Below are 17,679 nucleotides of genomic sequence, written 5' to 3'. Positions count from 1 at the left end.
TATTAGGTTGTGCTGGAATAGCATTAAATAAAATAGTAAGCCACGGTAAATAGATTTTTAATAGTACGAAGTAATTAAAACAAAAAGAACCCTACAAAACGTAGGGTTCTTTATATAAATAATGAAGATATACAAAAAAGAACTTATAAATAATATTATAAAAATGTAGAAGTAACAATACCTATATAGTATCATAAATATAAAGGGGGGTGCTTGTATGAGTACAGGATTAGTAGTTATGACAATTAGCCAATTAATCTCTGAAACGAAGAAGTTCAAGGGCATAAAAGAAAGAAAAATACAAAAATATTTGTCTGATTTAGAAAAGTTAAAATCTGAATATGAGCAGGTAGAAGTACCAGAATATTTTAGTAAACAATATAATCAGCTTAATGGAAAAGGTAAAGAATTAATTAAGGATATGAGAATGGGTAGAGATACTCAAGGCATTGAAAATGATTTACCAATATATATAAGATATTTAAAGGCATCTTTAAGAGATTTTAAAGGTGAAACAAATGTACTAAAAAATTATTTGTTAGCATTTTATTTAACTGCAGCATTATTTTTAGCTTTAACACCTCAATTTTATGGATATATGTTACCCTTATTATTTTTAGTACCAATTGTATTGGGAGTTAAAGGTAGTAAACAAAGATCAATAAATGGATTTTATATGAGTATGAGTATAGTTCCTATGGGGATTATGACAGCAATTACATGGATGAGATATGGATACCAAGCAATGCAAAACTTTAATTATTATGTTGGGAAAATTGTAAGTAGTGGATTATCACAAGGTTTAGCAGAAAAGCTAGTGTACGTAGGCTCTATAGGAGGAATTATTTTATTTATACTTGCATGTACACAATTTTATTTAGGATTAAAAAATAGAGATTTATTTATATAAGGACTTTAATAGTCCTTATTTTTTTGATAAAATAAATGTTTGAAGTCTAAATTTAATTGTTCGGAGGAAAGCCTATGTTGTCAAGAGATAAAATGTACGTTGTAGAGATAGTTGATATAGGTCAAGGTGGAGTTGGAATTGGTAAATTCGAAGGATTCACAGTTTTTGTAGATGGCGGATTAGTAAAAGACAAGATTAAAGTTAAGATAACTAAATCAAAAAAGAACTATGCCGTTGGAGAAATAGTAGAAATACTGGAACCATCACCATATAGAGTTGAAAGAAAATGTAGCAAAGAGCTTAAAGAATGTGGTGGATGTCAAATTCAAGAATTAGATTACAAAGAACAACTTAATGTAAAAACTAATGAAGTTAAACAAGTTATAAGCAGAATTGGAAAACTTGATGATGTGGTAATTCATAATGCTTTAGGAATGGAAGAACCTTTTAGATATAGAAATAAGGCTCAATTCCCTATTCAAAAAGTAGATGGAGTACCTGTAATTGGTTTTTATAAAAAGAAGAGCCATGATATTATACCTACAAACCAATGTATTATACAACACGATGTAAATGATAAAATAATTAAAATAATTAAAACTTATATAAGAGCTTATAAAGTTAGTATATATGATGAAAAAACTCATACAGGAGTTTTAAGGCACTTAGTAACAAAGGTAGGTTTTACTACTAAAGAAGTTATGGTAGTATTAGTTGCCAACGGAAGAAAATTGCCATATTTAAATGAATTAGCATCTGTATTGAAAGAAAATATTCCAGGATTTAAAACTTTAGTAGTTAACGTGAATAGAGAAAAAACTAATGTAATATTAGGAAACGAAAATAGAGTAATTTATGGAGATGGAAAGATTAATGATAATATAGGAGATTTAATATTTGAAATATCGCCTTTATCATTCTTCCAAGTTAATCCTGTTCAAACAGAAGTACTATATAATAAAGCATTAGAATATGCTAACTTAGGAGAAAATGATACCGTATTTGATATATACTGTGGAATCGGGACTATTTCATTATTCTTAGCACAAAAAGCTAAAAAGGTGTATGGAATAGAGATTGTAGGAGAAGCAATAAAAGATGCAAAGATAAATGCAAAGATAAATAATTTAGATAATGTAGAATTCTATGTGGGAAAAGCTGAAGAGGTTGTTCCAAAGATGTATAAACAAGGGAAACATGCTAATGTAGTTGTTGTTGACCCACCTAGAAAAGGTTGTGATGAAAAGGTATTAGATACAATTGTATCTATGGAACCAGACAGAGTAGTTTATGTTTCGTGTAACCCATCAACTTTAGCTAGAGACTTAAATTATCTAGACGAAAGAGGATATAAATGCTTAGAGGTACAACCGGTAGATATGTTCCCTCATAGTGTTCATATCGAAAATGTAGCTCTTATAGTTAAGAAAAAATAAAAAGTAGGGAGATTAATTTCCCTACTTTTTATTTTTATATACTAATGTATTATAAATCTATATTCATAGAACCGCCATTTTCAAGAGCGTGTTTATATATGGCTTCAGCAGCACATAAATCAAATAAACCAATTCCAACAGATTTGAAAACAGTAGTAGAATTTAACAAATTATCATTTAATTCATTAAGTTTAAGAACTTTACCTAAAGTTTGAACATCTTCTTTTTTTATTAAATTTTCTTTAACAGGGATCCCTAGATCACCACTTTCTTCTATGGCAAATAAAGTATCAGTATAAATATGATCAGCTGCTTTAATTACAGAACTAGAAAGCTCCCTAGTATGTGGTTGATAAGAACCTATTCCAATTATATGTTTTCCTTTATATAAACCAACTTCATCAGGAATAACAGGATTTGCTGATGTAGTAGCACATATTATTATGTCACTTTTCTCTACAGCATCTTTACTAGAATTACATCTGTGGAAGTTCACATTAGGAAGTAATAGCTGTAACTTTTCTATGAAAGAGTTTACTTTTGACTCTGTTCTACTATATACATACACGTCTTTTATTGGTCTAACTGCACATGTGGCTAACACTTGGAATACTGACTGAACTCCAGATCCAATTATGGCTATAGATGAAGCATCTCTTTTTGCTAAATATTTTGCAGACACGCCACCAACACATCCTGTTCGTAATGCTGTTAAATATGTACCATTTAATAAAGCTAAAGGTTTGCCAGTATTAATGTCATTTAATAAAGTAACACCTTGCGTTACAGCTTCGCCTATTTCACTATTTTTAGGATATACAGTTATTAATTTGGTAGAAAAATAATCTTCTTTAAAACAAGGCATTAATAGAAATGGATTTTCGTCTTCACCTAAGTGGATACGATCTGGTTGGCTAAAGTTGCCAGACTCTTGAATTAATAATGCTTTTTCTATAGAACCTAATACATCCTCCATTGTTATATTTTGCTCCATGTATTTTTCATTGATGATTAACATATATTTTTGTTCCCCCTTAATTTGTACTCTCATTTAATTATAATTGTAAAAAAATCTAAAGTAAATTGATATTTACATTAAAAAGAATATAAGAATGTATTAGAGTAGAGTTATACAATTGAAATGTTGTACACTAATGATATTATTATTGATAAATATGATACACAATATTGTTAATTGTATAAAATTGTACTATAATATATAGTGAATAGTGTGCATGATAGTCAATGGATTAAAAAAATGGGAGGCTAGTAAGCATGGTGGAGATAAAAAAAGATAGTAGTGAAGTTCAAGTTTGTAATAAGTGTGGAGAAGTTAACTATGATAATGTTAATTTCTGTCAAGACTGTGGCGGTATGTTAAAGGATTTTACTCATGTATTTTGTGAAGTTTGTGGGGCAAAAAACTCAATAGTAAATAAAACTTGCAATGAATGCAAAAACATACTTTAAATCATAACAATATATATTAAGCATAGATAAATTAGAAATAAACTCCTTTTATAAAAGGAGTTTATTTTTTACATTGAATTTAGTATATAATATTATTAATAAGTTTACAAACTACAATATAGGGGTAACGTATATATAATACATATGATAAAAAATTAACAATGATGAAATATATACAAAAAATTTAATTATTATATATATATAAAGGGAGGCCAATTATGGATTTTAAAGAGTTAAAAAAAGGTTTTTATTGGGCAGGAGTATTAGATAAGGATTTAAGGGTTTTTGACATTATTATGGAAACAGAGTTCGGTACTACTTATAATTCTTATGTGTTAAAAACAAATGATAAAGTTGTATTATTTGAGACAGCTAAAGCTAAATTTTTCGATTCTTACTTAGAAAGATTAAAGGAAATAGTAGACATAAGTGAGATTGATTATATTATAGTTAATCATACTGAACCGGATCACGCAGGTAGTGTGGAAAAATTAATAGACGTAAATCCAAATATAAAAGTAGTTGGAAGCACAGTAGCAATAAACTTCTTAAAAAATATAGTTAATCATGACTTCTATAGCTTAACTGTCAAGGATAACGACATCTTAAAGGTTGGAGACAAAACCCTAAGATTTATTTCTGTACCACACTTACATTGGCCAGACACTATGTATACTTATATAGAAGAAGACGAAACTTTAATTACGTGTGATTCATTTGGATCTCATTACTGTTTAGACGATGTGGTATTAAGTAAAGTAACTGATAATGAAGGATATATGAAAGCTGCAAAATATTACTTTGATAATATAATAGGTCCATTTAAACCACATATGTTAAAAGCTTTAGACAAAATAAAAGATTTAAAAGTAAATATGATTTGTACAGGACATGGACCTGTAATAGATTGTAGAATTGATGAAATAAAAGAAACTTATAAAAAATGGTGTACAGTTATAAATCCGAATTCAAGAAAAACAGTAATAATACCTTATGTTAGCGCTTATGGATATACAAAAGAATTGGCGGATGAAATAGAAAAAGGGATAAAAGATAGTGGAGATATAGATGTTAGAATTTATGACTTAGTTGAAAGTGATACAGCTAAGGTTTTAGAAGAAATAGGTTTTGCAGATGGATTGTTATTTGGAACACCAACAATTGTTGGTGAAGCATTAAAACCTATTTGGGATCTAACAACTTCAATATTTGCTGGAACTCATGGAGGAAAACTTGCCAGTGCTTTTGGTAGCTACGGCTGGAGTGGAGAAGGAGTTCCTCATATTTTAGAAAGATTAAAACAACTTAAAATGAAAGTGGTAGATGGATTTAGAGTTAAGTTTAAACCAGGTAAAAAAGATTTGAAAGATGCTTATGAATATGGATTTAATTTTGGATGTATATTATTAAACAAAGAAAATAAAAAAGCTAAAAATAAAGTAACAGAAACTCCATTAGTAAAATGTGTAGTTTGTGGAGAAATATTTGATGCTAGCTTAAATATATGCCCAGTATGTGGTGTGGGAAGAGAAAACTTTATACCTGTTAATGTGGAAGAAAGCAATCTTAAGAATAATACAAATGAGATATTCTTAATTCTTGGTAATGGTGCTGCGGGTATAAATGCTGCGAAAGCTATAAGAGAAAGAAACAATACTTGTAATATAGTTATGATATCAAATGAAAATGTATTAAGTTATAATAGGCCAATGCTTACTAAGAGTATGATCGCTAAATTTGATGCCAACCAATTGGCTATTTATAATGAAGAATGGTACAAGGAAAATAATATAACTAACATATTAGATAAAAATGTAATAGATATATATACGGAAGAGAAAATAGTAACTTTAGATGGTGATATGAAACTTAAATACGATAAATGTATTTATGCATTAGGTGCAGAATCATTTATACCATCAATTGCGGGTAATGAGAAAGAAGGAGTAATAGCAATTAGAAGAATATATGATACTGATAAGATAAATGAAGTACTTCCAAATGTTAAAAATGCAGTAGTAATTGGTGGAGGAGTACTAGGATTAGAAGCAGCTTGGGAACTTTGTAAAGCTAAATGCAACGTAACTGTTTTAGAACATGCACCTGCTTTAATGCCTCGTCAATTAGATGAAAAATCAGGAGACTTTTTAGCTAATATAATTAAAGGAACAGGAATAGACTTAAAATTAAATGTTAAAATTGATAGTATTGAAGGCGAAGACAGTGTTACAGGAGTAAAACTTGGTGATGGAGAAACAATACCAGCAGACTTAGTAGTAGTGTCTTGTGGTGTTAGAACTAATACATCATTGGCATCAACTTGTGGAATAAATGTAAATAAAGCAGTAATAGTAAATGAAAAAATGGAAACAAATAAATCAGGTATATATGCATGTGGAGATTGTGCGGAATTTGAAAACATAAATTATGCTATATGGCCACAAGCTGTGGAGATGGGTAAAGTTGCAGGTGCAAATGCAGCTGGAGATTCATTAACATATGAAACAGTTAGTGCGGGACTTACTTTTAATGGAATGGATACTTCTTTATTTGCTGTAGGAGACAATGGAAAAGATCCAAATAAAAAGTACAAAACAGTAGAATTTGCAGATGACCAGAAACAAACTTATGAAAAATACTATTTTATAAATAACCGTTTAAGTGGAGTTATACTAATAGGTGATACTAGTAAATTAGTGGATTTGGCTATAGCAGTAGAAGAAAATAGATTGTTCAGCAAAATATTTAAATAAAAATTATATGCAAAGAGGAAACCTCTAAGTTATAATGACTCAGAGGTTTTTATAATAAAACTTCAAATAAAGTATAAAAGAAGGTTAAGTAATAATTATAATATGTATATAATATAATTATGTTCTATTAAATTTGAAAAATTAAAAAATAATTTATAGAATAAAATAAATAGTATTTAATGAACAAGAGGATAAGTATGTTTGATTTTAAGGGAGCCATATTTGATTTAGATGGAACTTTAATTGATTCTATGGGGGTATGGGAGAAAATAGACAAAGAATTTTTGGAAAAGCGAAACATAGATATTCCATCTGATTACATAGAAAAAATAAATTCCATGAGTTTTGAGAAAGTAGCACAATACACCATAGAAAGGTTTAATTTGAAAGAAAGTGAAGAACAACTTATAAAAGAATGGAATGAAATGGCTATATATGAGTATTCTAATAATATTAAACTAAAGCCAAATGTAAAAGAATATTTAAAGAAACTAAAAGAGGATAATATTAGAATAGCATTATCAACATCATCGCCAAGGATACTTTATGAACCTGTATTAAAGAATAATCATATATATGAGTATTTTGATGCACTGACTTCTTTAGAAGATGTAAAACGTGATAAAAATTATCCAGATATATATTTATTAGCTGCAGAAAAATTAGATTTTAATCCACAAGATTGTGTTGGTTTTGAGGATATTTTAGTAGCAATAAATACCTTGAAAAAAGCTGGTTTTAAAGCTATAGGTGTATATGATAAATATGCAGATTCTGAGATTAAAGAGATAAAAAAAATAAGTGATAAATATATATATGATTTCAAGGAAATAATATAGTAAATTTGTTTTAAGCCTAAAAAATAAGGTATATGTTAATATATACCTTATTTTTTATCTATTTTGCAGCGACTAAAAATAATCTTTCATAATTGAATAAGACAGAACCATTAGGTCTTGGGAAATATACATTCTTAAGTTTAATATAGAAGTTATTTTTAAAGTTTGAAATTATTTCTTCATCTGGAAATGCATCCAAATAAGGGACTAAAGTTGTACTTTCATACCATTTTAAGATATCATCTAAACTATTCATGGCATGAGTATATGTAGTAGACCAAATATAGATGCTTTCTGGATTAAATAATGAAGATAAAATATCATAGTAATACTCTTTAGATTTAGTATTAAATCTTAAGCTTTTATTATCTAGATATTGCTTGTATTTTTTTACATGTTCTAATTCATACAATGCTTGTTGAGCTTTCACTTCATCAACTAAAGGTAATTGTATGGCAAGTACACCTTTATCTTCAAGCGAATTATATAAAGATTTTATTAAATTTTCATGATCAGGAATACGTTGAATAGCAGCATTAGAAAATATGATGTCAAATTTACCTAGGGCAGATAAATCATCAGTTGCATCTTGTAAAATAAATTTAGTATCATCATATAAACTTCTAGCCTTTTCAATCATAGCTTTTGAATTATCAATGCCTATTATCTCTGAATTAGGCCATCTTTTCTTTAGCTCGTGAGTACTATTTCCTGAGCCGCATCCAACATCTAGTATTTTTTTTGGATTTATTACCTCTATTCTTGATATTAAATCTTTAGCAGGTAGTGTTCTTTCTTTTTCAAATTTTAAATAAAGATCTGGATTCCAATCTAACATTTAAAGTCCCCCTTTTTAATGGAATTATTGTAATAATTCTTATAATTAGAAAATAGCATGTTATTGATGGGAATGCAAGAAAAAAATGGATGAATTCAATTTTCATAAAAAGAAAAAAATAATATAGATATATTTAGAATAGAATGATATTCCACATGACAATAATGTAATAAAATCTTAATATTATTAATTTGTAATTATGTTGTATACTTATTAATATAAGAAAATAAAAACTAGGAGATAACTATGGATAATAAAAGAAAGAAAACTTTCCTAAGGTATGTATTTTTACTATGTTTAATGGTGGGAACTATATATCTAGTTTTAAAAAGTTTAGACATAAGCATGTTGTCTAGTGTTATTACTATGGTAAATAAGGAGTATTTATTAATAGGGGGAATAGCAATTTTATTTTATATTTTTCTTGAAGGAATAATATTGCAAATGATAATTAATGAGCAACATAAATTGAAGAGTTCATTTATAGGTTTTAAGCTAGCCATAATGGGGTTTTATTATAATTTAGTAACACCTTTTGCATCTGGTAGCCAACCTATTCAAATATATGTACTAAATAAATATAAAGTTCCATTAAGTAAGGCAACGGGAATAATAACTAATAAAACTATACTTTATCAAGTAGTAATTACAATTTATTGCACTATATTTATTTTTATGAATGCTAATAAATTAAAGTATGATTTAAAAACAGTAATGCCTTTTGTTATGTTTGGATTGGCAGTAAACTTATTTACATTTATAATTGGATTTTTAGCAATTATAAATACAACAAAAATAAAAGAAATAAGCCACAAAGTAGTAAGATATTTATTAAAATTTAAAGTATTTAAGTTTTTACAATCTAAAGAAGATAATATAGATTTATTTATAGAAGAATATACAGAGTCAGTTAAGTTTTTTATGAAAAATAAGAAATTACTTATTACTACTGTAACTTTAACTATAATTCAAATATCATTCTATTTTAGTGTTTCCTATTGGATATATAGAGCATTTAACTTAAACGGACATAGTTTCATTTATCTAATGACTCTTCAAGTATATTTATATATGGCTATATCACCAATACCAACTCCAGGGAATATTGGAGCTAATGAATTAGCTTTCTTTACTATTTTCAATCGAGTATTCCCACAAACATTGCTAGGATATGCTGTATTCTTATATGGTGGGTTTATGTATTATTTAATACTAATACTATGTGGAATTTTCACTATATACTCACATTATAGAATGGATAAAAAAATGGAATCTGTAAAATTAGTTTAAAAACTACGAAAAATAGGAGGCAAAATGTCATTTGAAAAATTAAACCAAAGTTCAATAAGCGATATTCATGATAGAAGTTGCATGATTATAGTTAATTTTAATAAAAAGGAATGTAGTATGATTAAAAACATAGGAAGGCTAGTAGGAATTAAAGATTGTATTTTTGTAGATAGCAAAAATGGAAAAACTATTATAAAAGACATATTAAATGATAATATATTTGATGATAATGAAGAGGTCTGGACAAATAAGGCTGTAATCTTTAATAATATTACTCAATTAAAAATTAATGGATTTTTAGACAGTTTAAAGAAAATGAAAATTACGAGACCTTTAAGCGCAGTTGTGACAGATACAACTATAGACTGGACTTTAAACAAATTAGTTTATAATTTAATCCAAGAAAGACAGGCTTTAAAGTCAGGTCAAACTTTAAATCACTAAAATAGAAATAACATAATCATTTTTAAAATGGACAAGATAATAGTAACAAATAAATATAAATTATGATTTGATTTGTATTTATTTGTTCATATAGATTAATCCTTCAAAGTATTTTTGAAGGATTTTTTATTGTGTAACGAAGGTATTTTTTTGAAATATGTAGAATATATAATAAGTATGTGGAAATTTTTTTAGTTCAATTGAAGGGAGATGAGTTGTTATCAAAGCATTATTTACACTCAAATTTAGTGAAGAAGAATTTAATAGAATAAGGGATTTAGGATATGATGTTATTTTTAATAGTGAAGGTTCAAAATCTACTTTAGATAAAATGACAGATGAAGAGTTAGAATCTATAGATGTATTAGTAACTTATAATTCCTTTGAAAAATTAGATATATCTAAAATGAAAAATTTAAAGTACATACAGCTAGGTAGTACAGGATTTGATCAAGTACCTATAGATAAAGTCATGAATAGAAATATCATTTTATGCAATAATAAAGGTGGCTATAGTATTCCTATTGCAGAATGGATTGTATCAATGATTTTACAAATATATAAAAATACCAAAGAGTTTTATAATAAGCAGTATAAAAGACAATGGATATTTGATTATAGTGTTTCTGAAGTTTATGGAAAGAGAATCGGATTTTTAGGAACAGGAACGATTGCATCGGAGAGTGCTAAACGATTAAAAGCCTTTGGAGTAGAAATATGGGGATGTAATACAGATGGAAGAAGCATAAAGTATTTCGATAAATGTTTTTCAACAGAAGATATGGATGAGGTATTTAAAAATTGTGATATAGTAATAAGCACTATTCCATCTACAAAACAGACATATAAACTTATTAATAAATCAAAGTTTAATCTTATGAAAGAAGGATCATCATTTATTAATGTAGGAAGAGGAAAAATTGTAGATGAAGATGATTTAATAGAATATGCTCATAAATTTAGGTGTATAGCTCTTGATGTTTTTCAAGAAGAACCTTTATGTGAAAATAGTAAACTATGGGATTTAGACAATATAATGATAACGCCTCATAATTCATGGGTATCAGAACAAGACTCATTAAGGAGTTTTAATTTATTTTATAATAATTTGAGAAAAGTTATTTCTAATAAAGAATTAGAAAATAAGGTAGAAATAGAAAAAGGATATTAAAAAATAAAGCATCTATATAGATGCTTTATTTTTTTATAATGATTACATTATTGACACTATTTGGTAATTAAACTACTATTATGGTAACAAAAAGTTACAAATAATTCGGAAAATATTGAGAAATGTGGGGGAGTGTATGAAAAAGTATTTTAGAAGAATATTATGTAGTTTAATAATGGCATGTATTTTAGTAGGGAATTTGGGAATGTCTGTCATAGCAAATGCAATGGAAGGTGCTAGTATTAAAGAAGGAAACTATACTTTGAAAAATGATTATAGTGGAAAATTCTTAAATGTATCTGGTGGAAAAACAGCAAATGGTACAAATATTAATATTTATGAAGGTAATGGGAAAAAGAGTCAAACGTATAGAATATATAAAATTAATTCATCTTATGCTCTAAGCTCAACTTGTACTTCTAGTGAAAAATTAGTTAATGTAAAAGGTGATAAAGTAAAAGCAAATGCTAATGTTATGTTATATGAGAAAAGTGGAAAAGGTCATTCTACTCAAAGATGGATATTTGAGAAGGTTTCAGGTGGATATATACTTAAATCAGTAAATAATACTAAATATGTATTAACATGTACAGATAGTAAAAGTGGTTCAAATGTAAATGTACAAGTATACAAAAAGGGGAATAAAAAGCAAATATGGAAGTTAGAATCTAAAAATTCATCACCTAATACTACTGAAGAATTAAATAGTTCAAACAAAGAAAAGAGTGTTTCAGAAATAAAATTACAAATTACTAAAGCATATAAAAAATGTAGGGAAATCACAGGAAGAAGTGATTTTAAAAAGCAATGTTCACTTTATGTATACAGTCAGTTAAAAGTTTTAGGAATATATCAGACGCCAGATACATATTGGAACGGGAATCAATGGTATTCTAAATTAAAGTCAAACGCAGTGACTGAGACAGGATATACACAGAAGAAATACTCTGGTAAGTCTTGTTTAAGTAAAATAGTAGATGCTAATAATAATGAAAATGTATATGATATAGTTGTATCTTTTCCAAATAGCTATGTAGATGGAAATAATAATGGATCTGGTGGAGCAGGTCATGTCTTATTTATACATGCAATAATATATGGAAAAGTATATTACTCAGATAACTATAGATATTGCGGGATGTCAGAAGGTAGCGTAATAGTTAAAACTGTTTCTGAATTTACAAATTACTTCTCATATCATTATGGTGGACCGATAGGAGCAATACATTTTGATAAATAGAGGTTAATATAATAATGCAAAGAATCATTCCGGTGATTCTTTTTTTTGTGGGGAAAAATGGTTGACGTATGATGATTAATGAATTATCATACTTATATAGTTAATTACTTGAGTGATTAACTATATAAGGAGGTGGAATGTTGAAGTTAATACTTAATGACCATGAACCCATATTTATTCAAATCTCAAAAGCAATAGAAGATGAAATACTTTCTGGATGTGTTGATGAAGATATGCAAATACCTTCTACAACAGAGTTATCAAAGTTATATAAAATAAACCCAGCTACAGTGTTGAAAGGAATAAATATTTTAGTAGATAATAGGGTTTTATATAAAAAGAGAGGGATAGGTATGTTTGTTTCTAAGGGAGCTAAAGAAGTAATTAAGAAGTCTAGAAAAGAAAACTTCAAGAACATATATATTAAAGACTTAATTCAAGAGGCTAGTAAGTTAGATATAGAAAAAGAAGAATTATTAGATATGATTAAGAATTTTAAGGGGTGATAAAATGAGTATTGCTATAGAAGTTAAGAATATAAGTCATAATTTTAAAGATAAAGTAGTTTGTGATAACATATCTATGGACTTTGAAGAGGATAAAATATATGGACTATTAGGAAAGAATGGAGCTGGAAAAAGTACATTAATCAATATAATTACCAATCAATTAATTTGTGATAGTGGAGAAGTAAAGATATTTGGGAAAAATCCTAGAGAAGATGTGTCTGTTTTAGAAGATGTTTGTGTAGTTAGGGAAAAAGAGTTCTTTGATGCAACATATAAAGTAAAAGATATTTTCAAAGCATATTCTTATTTTTATAAGGATTATGATTATAAACTTCAAGATAAACTATGTAGACTATTTGAAATAAATAAAAAATTAGTTTATAAAAAATTGTCTAGAGGAATGAAAACTTTAGTATCAAATATAATTGGGATTTGCTCCAATGCACCAATAACTATTTTTGACGAACCAACCATAGGTTTAGATGCTGTTAACAGACAAGAATTTTATAATGTATTATTGGAATCTTACATGGATAAAAATAGAACTATTATTATTTCAACTCATTTAATAAATGAAGTGGAAGAACTTTTAGAAAAGGTATTAATGATTAAAGATGGAAAGGTAAAAGTAGATGACTATATAGATGAAGTAAGGGATAAATCACATTATATAAGTGGAAAAAGAGAAGATTTAAATAGATTATCTATCTTGCAAGAAATGATCTTAGCTAAATCTTTTGGAAATAATAAAATGTGTGCTTATTATGGAGATATAAATAATGAAGATTTCATCATGATAGAAAATTCGGATATAGAGCTAGATAAAATGAGTTTACAAGATTTATTTATAAATATGAATAAAAAAGAGGAGGCTTTGTATGAGAAATAATCCATATTTTAATTTTATAAAAAAAGATGCTACACAAATGATACTAATACTTTTACTTATAGCAGTTGTTAATCAAGGACTTACAGCCATATCTAATATATATATGGCATTAGAGCCAGGATTTAATAGACAGATAGAGTTGTATAGTCAAGCGAATATCTACAGTATGACATTTTGTTTTATGGCTGGAATTATGTTTATATTAAAGAATTTTTCTGGTGCTATTAGTATAAGAGGGGATAGAAAAAATTTCTTAAAGGCTTTAGCTGTATGGGCAGTTATAATGTCATTATCTATGATTGTATTTTCAACGGCCTTAGAAATTGGTTTAAAAACATTAGTAGAAGTGATTACACATAGAGATGTAGTTTTAATCACTGATTTTCCGTGGGCAGAAGTAGCTGGTATGGAAATGAAAAATCTTGATATAACATTTATTTGGATTATAAAAACTATATTTAGTAGATTTATGAATGGTTTAATGCTATTTTCATTGGGATATATGATAGGTGCTATTGGATATAGGTTAAGAAAAAGAACTAATATTCTAGTATTTATTGTTATACCAGTTGTATTAATAGGATATATAATAAACTCAGCTCTTAGAATGGATAAATTTATAATTGATTTAGGAGTAGTAATTTGTAACATTATAGTTTATTTTGTGGAAAATTCAGTATTAATAATATTGCTTAATATAATTTGTATAGGAATATTCTCATTTGTGGGAAATAAATTATTAATGAAAGCTCCAACAAAAGAATATGCAAATGATTTGATATAATATAGATAATTTCTAGTATATTAACTTGTACAAAGCAAATTTTTATAATAATATATTTAAAAATTTTATTTATTGCTATTTATTATCTAAAACTTCAATATGTAAACTAGTGAACCTAAATAGTATTTATATAATCCATGGATTATAATTTAATTAATACTAATATTTTTAGGGGTGGGGACATGAATGGTGAAATATTAAAGAGACAACTAAGTTTAGATAAAATAAAACTGATAGAAAAATATTCCCTTACTTGCTCAGATGATCTGAGATGGGAATTTAAGCATGATAAATATCATTCTGTTAAGTATTTTTCACATAAATTTGCCCAAAAGGAATCAGCATTAGCATTATTGTTTTATATTAATAGATTGTGTTATGCGAAGATAAAATACTTTGAGAACAACATTGATAAATATGAACCACATAAGTATGTATTTTTAAAAGGTTTTTGTAAATGTGAAATATATGATATGGAGTTTTTAAAACATAAACCTAGTAACAGTATGATTGATATTAGAAATTTAAAAGATATAAAGAATATAGATGAATTTAGGAAATTTTGTGCTGTCTTAGAGAGTTTAGAATAGTAATTGAGGTTATAAAGAAAATATATTAAAAAAATAAAGAATCTGTAACATATGTTACAGATTCTTTTTATTGTTGTATATATAATGTGTATATAAGATAAACATTAAAAATTTGGAGGGATAACAATGGATAATAAAATGTTTTGTTTTCAATGTCAAGAAACAGCAGGGTGTACAGGATGTACTAAGTTTGGAGTATGTGGAAAATCACCAGATCTAGCAAAAATTCAAGACCTATTAATATATACAACAAAAGGATTATCAGAAGTTACAACTAGACTTAGAGGAGAAGGAAAAGAAGTTAGTGGTGAAGTAAATCACTTAGTAACTATAAACCTATTCACTACTATAACTAATGCAAACTTTGATGATGCAATATTCTATGATAGAGTAAAGACTACTTTAGATACTAAGGAAGAATTATTAGCAAAATTAGATAATGCAGAAAACTTAAGTGAAGCTGCTTTATGGACTGCTTCAACTAAAGAAGAAATGGATACAAAAGCTCCAATTGTTGGTGTATTAGCGACAGAAAATGAAGATGTAAGAAGTTTAAGAGAATTAATAATCTATGGAATCAAAGGTTTATCAGCATATATGAAACATGCGAATTCTTTAGGATATGATGATGAAGCTATAAATGCATTTATGCAAGCAACATTAGCTAAAACTTTAGACAATACTCTAAGTGCTGATGATTTAGTAGCTTTAACTTTAGAAACTGGTAAAGTAGGGGTAGATGGAATGGCTCTACTTGACAGCGCAAATACTGGAACTTATGGACACCCAGAAATAACTAAAGTTAATATAGGAGTAAGAAATAATCCAGGTATCCTAGTATCAGGACATGATTTAAAAGATTTAGAATTATTATTACAACAAACGCAAGGTTCTGGTGTTGACGTTTACACTCACTCTGAAATGTTACCAGCTCACTACTACCCAGCATTCAAAAAATATTCTCACTTTGCAGGAAACTACGGAAATGCTTGGTGGAAACAAAAAGAAGAATTTGAATCTTTCAATGGACCAATACTAATGACTACAAACTGTATAGTACCACCAAAAGATAGCTACAAAGATAGAATATTTACTACTGGTGCAGCAGGATTTGTAGGAGTTAAACATATAAAAGGAGAAAGTGAAGATAATAAAGACTTCTCTCAAATAATAGAACTTGCAAAAACTTGTGAACCGCCAACAGAAATAGAAACTGGTGAAATAGTAGGAGGATTTGCTCATAATCAAGTATTTGCTTTAGCTGATGCTGTAGTAGATGCAGTTAAATCTGGAGCAATTAAGAAATTCTTTGTAATGGCAGGATGTGACGGAAGAGTTAAATCAAGAAACTACTATACTGAATTTGCAGAGGCTCTACCAAAAGACACAGTAATATTAACTGCAGGTTGTGCAAAATACAAATACAACAAATTAAATCTTGGAGATATAAACGGAATACCAAGAGTTTTAGATGCAGGTCAATGTAATGACTCTTACTCATTAGCTTTAATAGCTTTAAAACTAAAAGAAGTATTTGAATTACAAGATATAAATGAACTTCCAATAGCTTTCAATATAGCTTGGTATGAGCAAAAAGCTGTAATAGTATTATTGTCATTACTATACTTAGGAGTAAAAAACATACACCTAGGACCAACACTTCCAGCTTTCTTATCACCAAATGTAGCTAAAGTTCTTGTTGAAAACTTTGGAATAGGTGGAATAACTAACGTAGAAGATGATATAAAAATGTTCATGGAACAATAATAATATAAGAAAATATCCTATAGATTTAAATCTATAGGATATTTTTTAGTTTAAATAATGAGGTTTATATTTTTTTCTTTTGGACACACTCTAAATAAGTAAAAGTTTTTAGGGGGTATTTATTATGAAAAGAATATTTTTAGTTGATACGGAGAATGTGAATATTACTGCTCTAAGCAGTGCAAATAAATTAAATGAAGAAGATATAATAATACTATTTGTAACAGAAAGAACAAACGTATTTCAATTTGGAAGAGATAAATTAAAATGCTTAAACACAAAGGCAAATATTTTGAAAATAAATGTTACTACAGGAGTAAAAAATAGCTTGGATTTTCAATTAGTATCTTATCTAGGGTTCATAATAGGACAACATAGATATGAGGCTAACCATTATTATATAGTAAGTAAAGATCGAGGATTTTTGAGTTCTATAAATCTTTTAGAAAACTGCACTGATTATAAAATAGAGCTTATAAATAGTATTTCAGAGTTATTTAAAGAAGATGATGTAGATAATATAATAGATAAGTTTATAGAAAAAGGATTTAGATCAAAAACAGCAATAAAAATGACACTTATATTAGCTGGAGCAAAATCTCTATTAGATGCTCAAGATAGATTTCTAATGGAGTTTGGTGGAAATTTCACTGTACTATATAGATGCATAGATATATTAGAAGACTACTATAATGAAAAATCTAATATTAATGAAACTGCATAAACTATTAATAAATTATTAGGAGATA

Annotated in this window: 17 protein-coding genes; 15 read left to right on the top strand and 2 right to left on the bottom strand. The window is 27.4% G+C overall.

From position 1 onward, the window contains the following. The first annotated feature begins 217 nt into the window (after nucleotides 1-217). The gene (locus tag K0039_RS12940) at nucleotides 218-910 is read left to right on the top strand and encodes an HMG-box domain-containing protein (RefSeq protein ID WP_228105485.1); all 693 of its coding nucleotides are present in this window, start codon (nucleotides 218-220) and stop codon (nucleotides 908-910) included. Between the two features lie 74 nt (nucleotides 911-984). After that, nucleotides 985-2,346, top strand: coding sequence for a 23S rRNA (uracil(1939)-C(5))-methyltransferase RlmD (gene rlmD / locus K0039_RS12935; RefSeq protein WP_228105484.1), 1,362 nt, complete (start codon nucleotides 985-987; stop codon nucleotides 2,344-2,346). Between the two features lie 49 nt (nucleotides 2,347-2,395). On the opposite strand, the gene K0039_RS12930 is transcribed toward rlmD, so the two are convergent. Then, the gene (locus K0039_RS12930) at nucleotides 2,396-3,364 is read right to left on the bottom strand and encodes an ornithine cyclodeaminase family protein (RefSeq protein WP_228105483.1); all 969 of its coding nucleotides are present in this window, start codon (nucleotides 3,362-3,364) and stop codon (nucleotides 2,396-2,398) included. 257 nt (nucleotides 3,365-3,621) lie between these two features. On the opposite strand from K0039_RS12930, the gene K0039_RS12925 reads away from it, so the two are divergent. From K0039_RS12925 to K0039_RS12915, 3 genes are all read left to right on the top strand, one after another. Then, nucleotides 3,622-3,816 (top strand): double zinc ribbon domain-containing protein, encoded by a 195-nt coding sequence (locus K0039_RS12925; protein ID WP_228105482.1) that lies wholly within the window; start codon nucleotides 3,622-3,624, stop codon nucleotides 3,814-3,816. A 218-nt stretch (nucleotides 3,817-4,034) separates the two neighbouring features. Continuing rightward, nucleotides 4,035-6,569 carry an FAD-dependent oxidoreductase gene (locus K0039_RS12920; RefSeq protein ID WP_228105481.1) on the top strand — a complete coding sequence of 845 codons (2,535 nt, stop codon included), beginning with the start codon at nucleotides 4,035-4,037 and terminating at the stop codon, nucleotides 6,567-6,569. A 197-nt stretch (nucleotides 6,570-6,766) separates the two neighbouring features. Then, nucleotides 6,767-7,408: an HAD family hydrolase gene (locus K0039_RS12915; protein ID WP_228105480.1), complete on the top strand. Its 642-nt coding sequence runs from the start codon at nucleotides 6,767-6,769 to the stop codon at nucleotides 7,406-7,408. Between the two features lie 58 nt (nucleotides 7,409-7,466). Here the strand turns inward: K0039_RS12915 and K0039_RS12910 are convergent, their stop codons facing one another. Beyond that, nucleotides 7,467-8,246 carry a methyltransferase domain-containing protein gene (locus K0039_RS12910; protein ID WP_228105479.1) on the bottom strand — a complete coding sequence of 260 codons (780 nt, stop codon included), beginning with the start codon at nucleotides 8,244-8,246 and terminating at the stop codon, nucleotides 7,467-7,469. Nucleotides 8,247-8,492: 246 nt separating this feature from the next. Between K0039_RS12910 and K0039_RS12905 the strand changes: the two genes are divergently transcribed. From K0039_RS12905 to K0039_RS12860, 10 genes are all read left to right on the top strand, one after another. Then, the gene (locus K0039_RS12905) at nucleotides 8,493-9,536 is read left to right on the top strand and encodes a lysylphosphatidylglycerol synthase transmembrane domain-containing protein (protein WP_228105478.1); all 1,044 of its coding nucleotides are present in this window, start codon (nucleotides 8,493-8,495) and stop codon (nucleotides 9,534-9,536) included. Between the two features lie 24 nt (nucleotides 9,537-9,560). Continuing rightward, nucleotides 9,561-9,980 (top strand): DUF3783 domain-containing protein, encoded by a 420-nt coding sequence (locus K0039_RS12900; RefSeq protein ID WP_228105477.1) that lies wholly within the window; start codon nucleotides 9,561-9,563, stop codon nucleotides 9,978-9,980. Between the two features lie 220 nt (nucleotides 9,981-10,200). Next, complete coding sequence (locus K0039_RS12895) at nucleotides 10,201-11,151, top strand: phosphoglycerate dehydrogenase (protein ID WP_228105624.1); 951 nt, start codon at nucleotides 10,201-10,203, stop codon at nucleotides 11,149-11,151. A gap of 136 nt (nucleotides 11,152-11,287) precedes the next feature. Next, on the top strand, nucleotides 11,288-12,391 hold the full coding sequence (locus tag K0039_RS12890) for an RICIN domain-containing protein (protein ID WP_228105476.1): 1,104 nt from the start codon (nucleotides 11,288-11,290) through the stop codon (nucleotides 12,389-12,391). 137 nt (nucleotides 12,392-12,528) lie between these two features. After that, nucleotides 12,529-12,897: a GntR family transcriptional regulator gene (locus K0039_RS12885; RefSeq protein WP_331476755.1), complete on the top strand. Its 369-nt coding sequence runs from the start codon at nucleotides 12,529-12,531 to the stop codon at nucleotides 12,895-12,897. Nucleotides 12,898-12,901: 4 nt separating this feature from the next. Further along, entirely contained in the window at nucleotides 12,902-13,789 is an 888-nt protein-coding gene (locus tag K0039_RS12880) for an ABC transporter ATP-binding protein (protein ID WP_228105475.1), read from the top strand. Further along, on the top strand, nucleotides 13,779-14,573 hold the full coding sequence (locus tag K0039_RS12875; protein ID WP_228105474.1) for a hypothetical protein: 795 nt from the start codon (nucleotides 13,779-13,781) through the stop codon (nucleotides 14,571-14,573). The genes K0039_RS12880 and K0039_RS12875 overlap by 11 nt, the downstream gene beginning before the upstream one ends. Before the next feature lie 182 nt (nucleotides 14,574-14,755). Next, nucleotides 14,756-15,163, top strand: coding sequence for a hypothetical protein (locus tag K0039_RS12870; protein WP_228105473.1), 408 nt, complete (start codon nucleotides 14,756-14,758; stop codon nucleotides 15,161-15,163). Nucleotides 15,164-15,289: 126 nt separating this feature from the next. Further along, nucleotides 15,290-16,930, top strand: coding sequence for a hydroxylamine reductase (gene hcp, locus K0039_RS12865; RefSeq protein WP_228105472.1), 1,641 nt, complete (start codon nucleotides 15,290-15,292; stop codon nucleotides 16,928-16,930). A gap of 124 nt (nucleotides 16,931-17,054) precedes the next feature. Then, on the top strand, nucleotides 17,055-17,654 hold the full coding sequence (locus K0039_RS12860; RefSeq protein WP_228105471.1) for a PIN domain-containing protein: 600 nt from the start codon (nucleotides 17,055-17,057) through the stop codon (nucleotides 17,652-17,654). The last annotated feature ends 25 nt before the right edge of the window (nucleotides 17,655-17,679 follow it).

This window comes from Terrisporobacter mayombei (assembly GCF_020748465.1).
GTDB lineage: Bacteria > Bacillota > Clostridia > Peptostreptococcales > Peptostreptococcaceae > Terrisporobacter > Terrisporobacter mayombei.
The sequence above is the reverse complement of the archived record's forward strand: the minus strand, read 5'-3'. Positions and strand labels throughout refer to the sequence as shown.

Excerpts from the sequence above, each read along its gene's own strand:
- K0039_RS12940 (WP_228105485.1), top strand. The coding sequence starts at position 218 with ATGAGTACAGGATTAGTAGTTATGACAATTAGCCAATTAATCTCTGAA.
- K0039_RS12870 (WP_228105473.1), top strand. The coding sequence starts at position 14,756 with ATGAATGGTGAAATATTAAAGAGACAACTAAGTTTAGATAAAATAAAA.
- K0039_RS12910 (WP_228105479.1), bottom strand. The coding sequence starts at position 8,246 with ATGTTAGATTGGAATCCAGATCTTTATTTAAAATTTGAAAAAGAAAGA.
- K0039_RS12860 (WP_228105471.1), top strand. The coding sequence starts at position 17,055 with ATGAAAAGAATATTTTTAGTTGATACGGAGAATGTGAATATTACTGCT.
- K0039_RS12915 (WP_228105480.1), top strand. The coding sequence starts at position 6,767 with ATGTTTGATTTTAAGGGAGCCATATTTGATTTAGATGGAACTTTAATT.
- K0039_RS12890 (WP_228105476.1), top strand. The coding sequence starts at position 11,288 with ATGAAAAAGTATTTTAGAAGAATATTATGTAGTTTAATAATGGCATGT.
- K0039_RS12885 (WP_331476755.1), top strand. The coding sequence starts at position 12,529 with ATGTTGAAGTTAATACTTAATGACCATGAACCCATATTTATTCAAATC.
- K0039_RS12920 (WP_228105481.1), top strand. The coding sequence starts at position 4,035 with ATGGATTTTAAAGAGTTAAAAAAAGGTTTTTATTGGGCAGGAGTATTA.
- hcp (WP_228105472.1), top strand. The coding sequence starts at position 15,290 with ATGGATAATAAAATGTTTTGTTTTCAATGTCAAGAAACAGCAGGGTGT.
- K0039_RS12925 (WP_228105482.1), top strand. The coding sequence starts at position 3,622 with ATGGTGGAGATAAAAAAAGATAGTAGTGAAGTTCAAGTTTGTAATAAG.
- K0039_RS12900 (WP_228105477.1), top strand. The coding sequence starts at position 9,561 with ATGTCATTTGAAAAATTAAACCAAAGTTCAATAAGCGATATTCATGAT.
- K0039_RS12930 (WP_228105483.1), bottom strand. The coding sequence starts at position 3,364 with ATGTTAATCATCAATGAAAAATACATGGAGCAAAATATAACAATGGAG.
- K0039_RS12875 (WP_228105474.1), top strand. The coding sequence starts at position 13,779 with ATGAGAAATAATCCATATTTTAATTTTATAAAAAAAGATGCTACACAA.
- rlmD (WP_228105484.1), top strand. The coding sequence starts at position 985 with ATGTTGTCAAGAGATAAAATGTACGTTGTAGAGATAGTTGATATAGGT.
- K0039_RS12880 (WP_228105475.1), top strand. The coding sequence starts at position 12,902 with ATGAGTATTGCTATAGAAGTTAAGAATATAAGTCATAATTTTAAAGAT.
- K0039_RS12905 (WP_228105478.1), top strand. The coding sequence starts at position 8,493 with ATGGATAATAAAAGAAAGAAAACTTTCCTAAGGTATGTATTTTTACTA.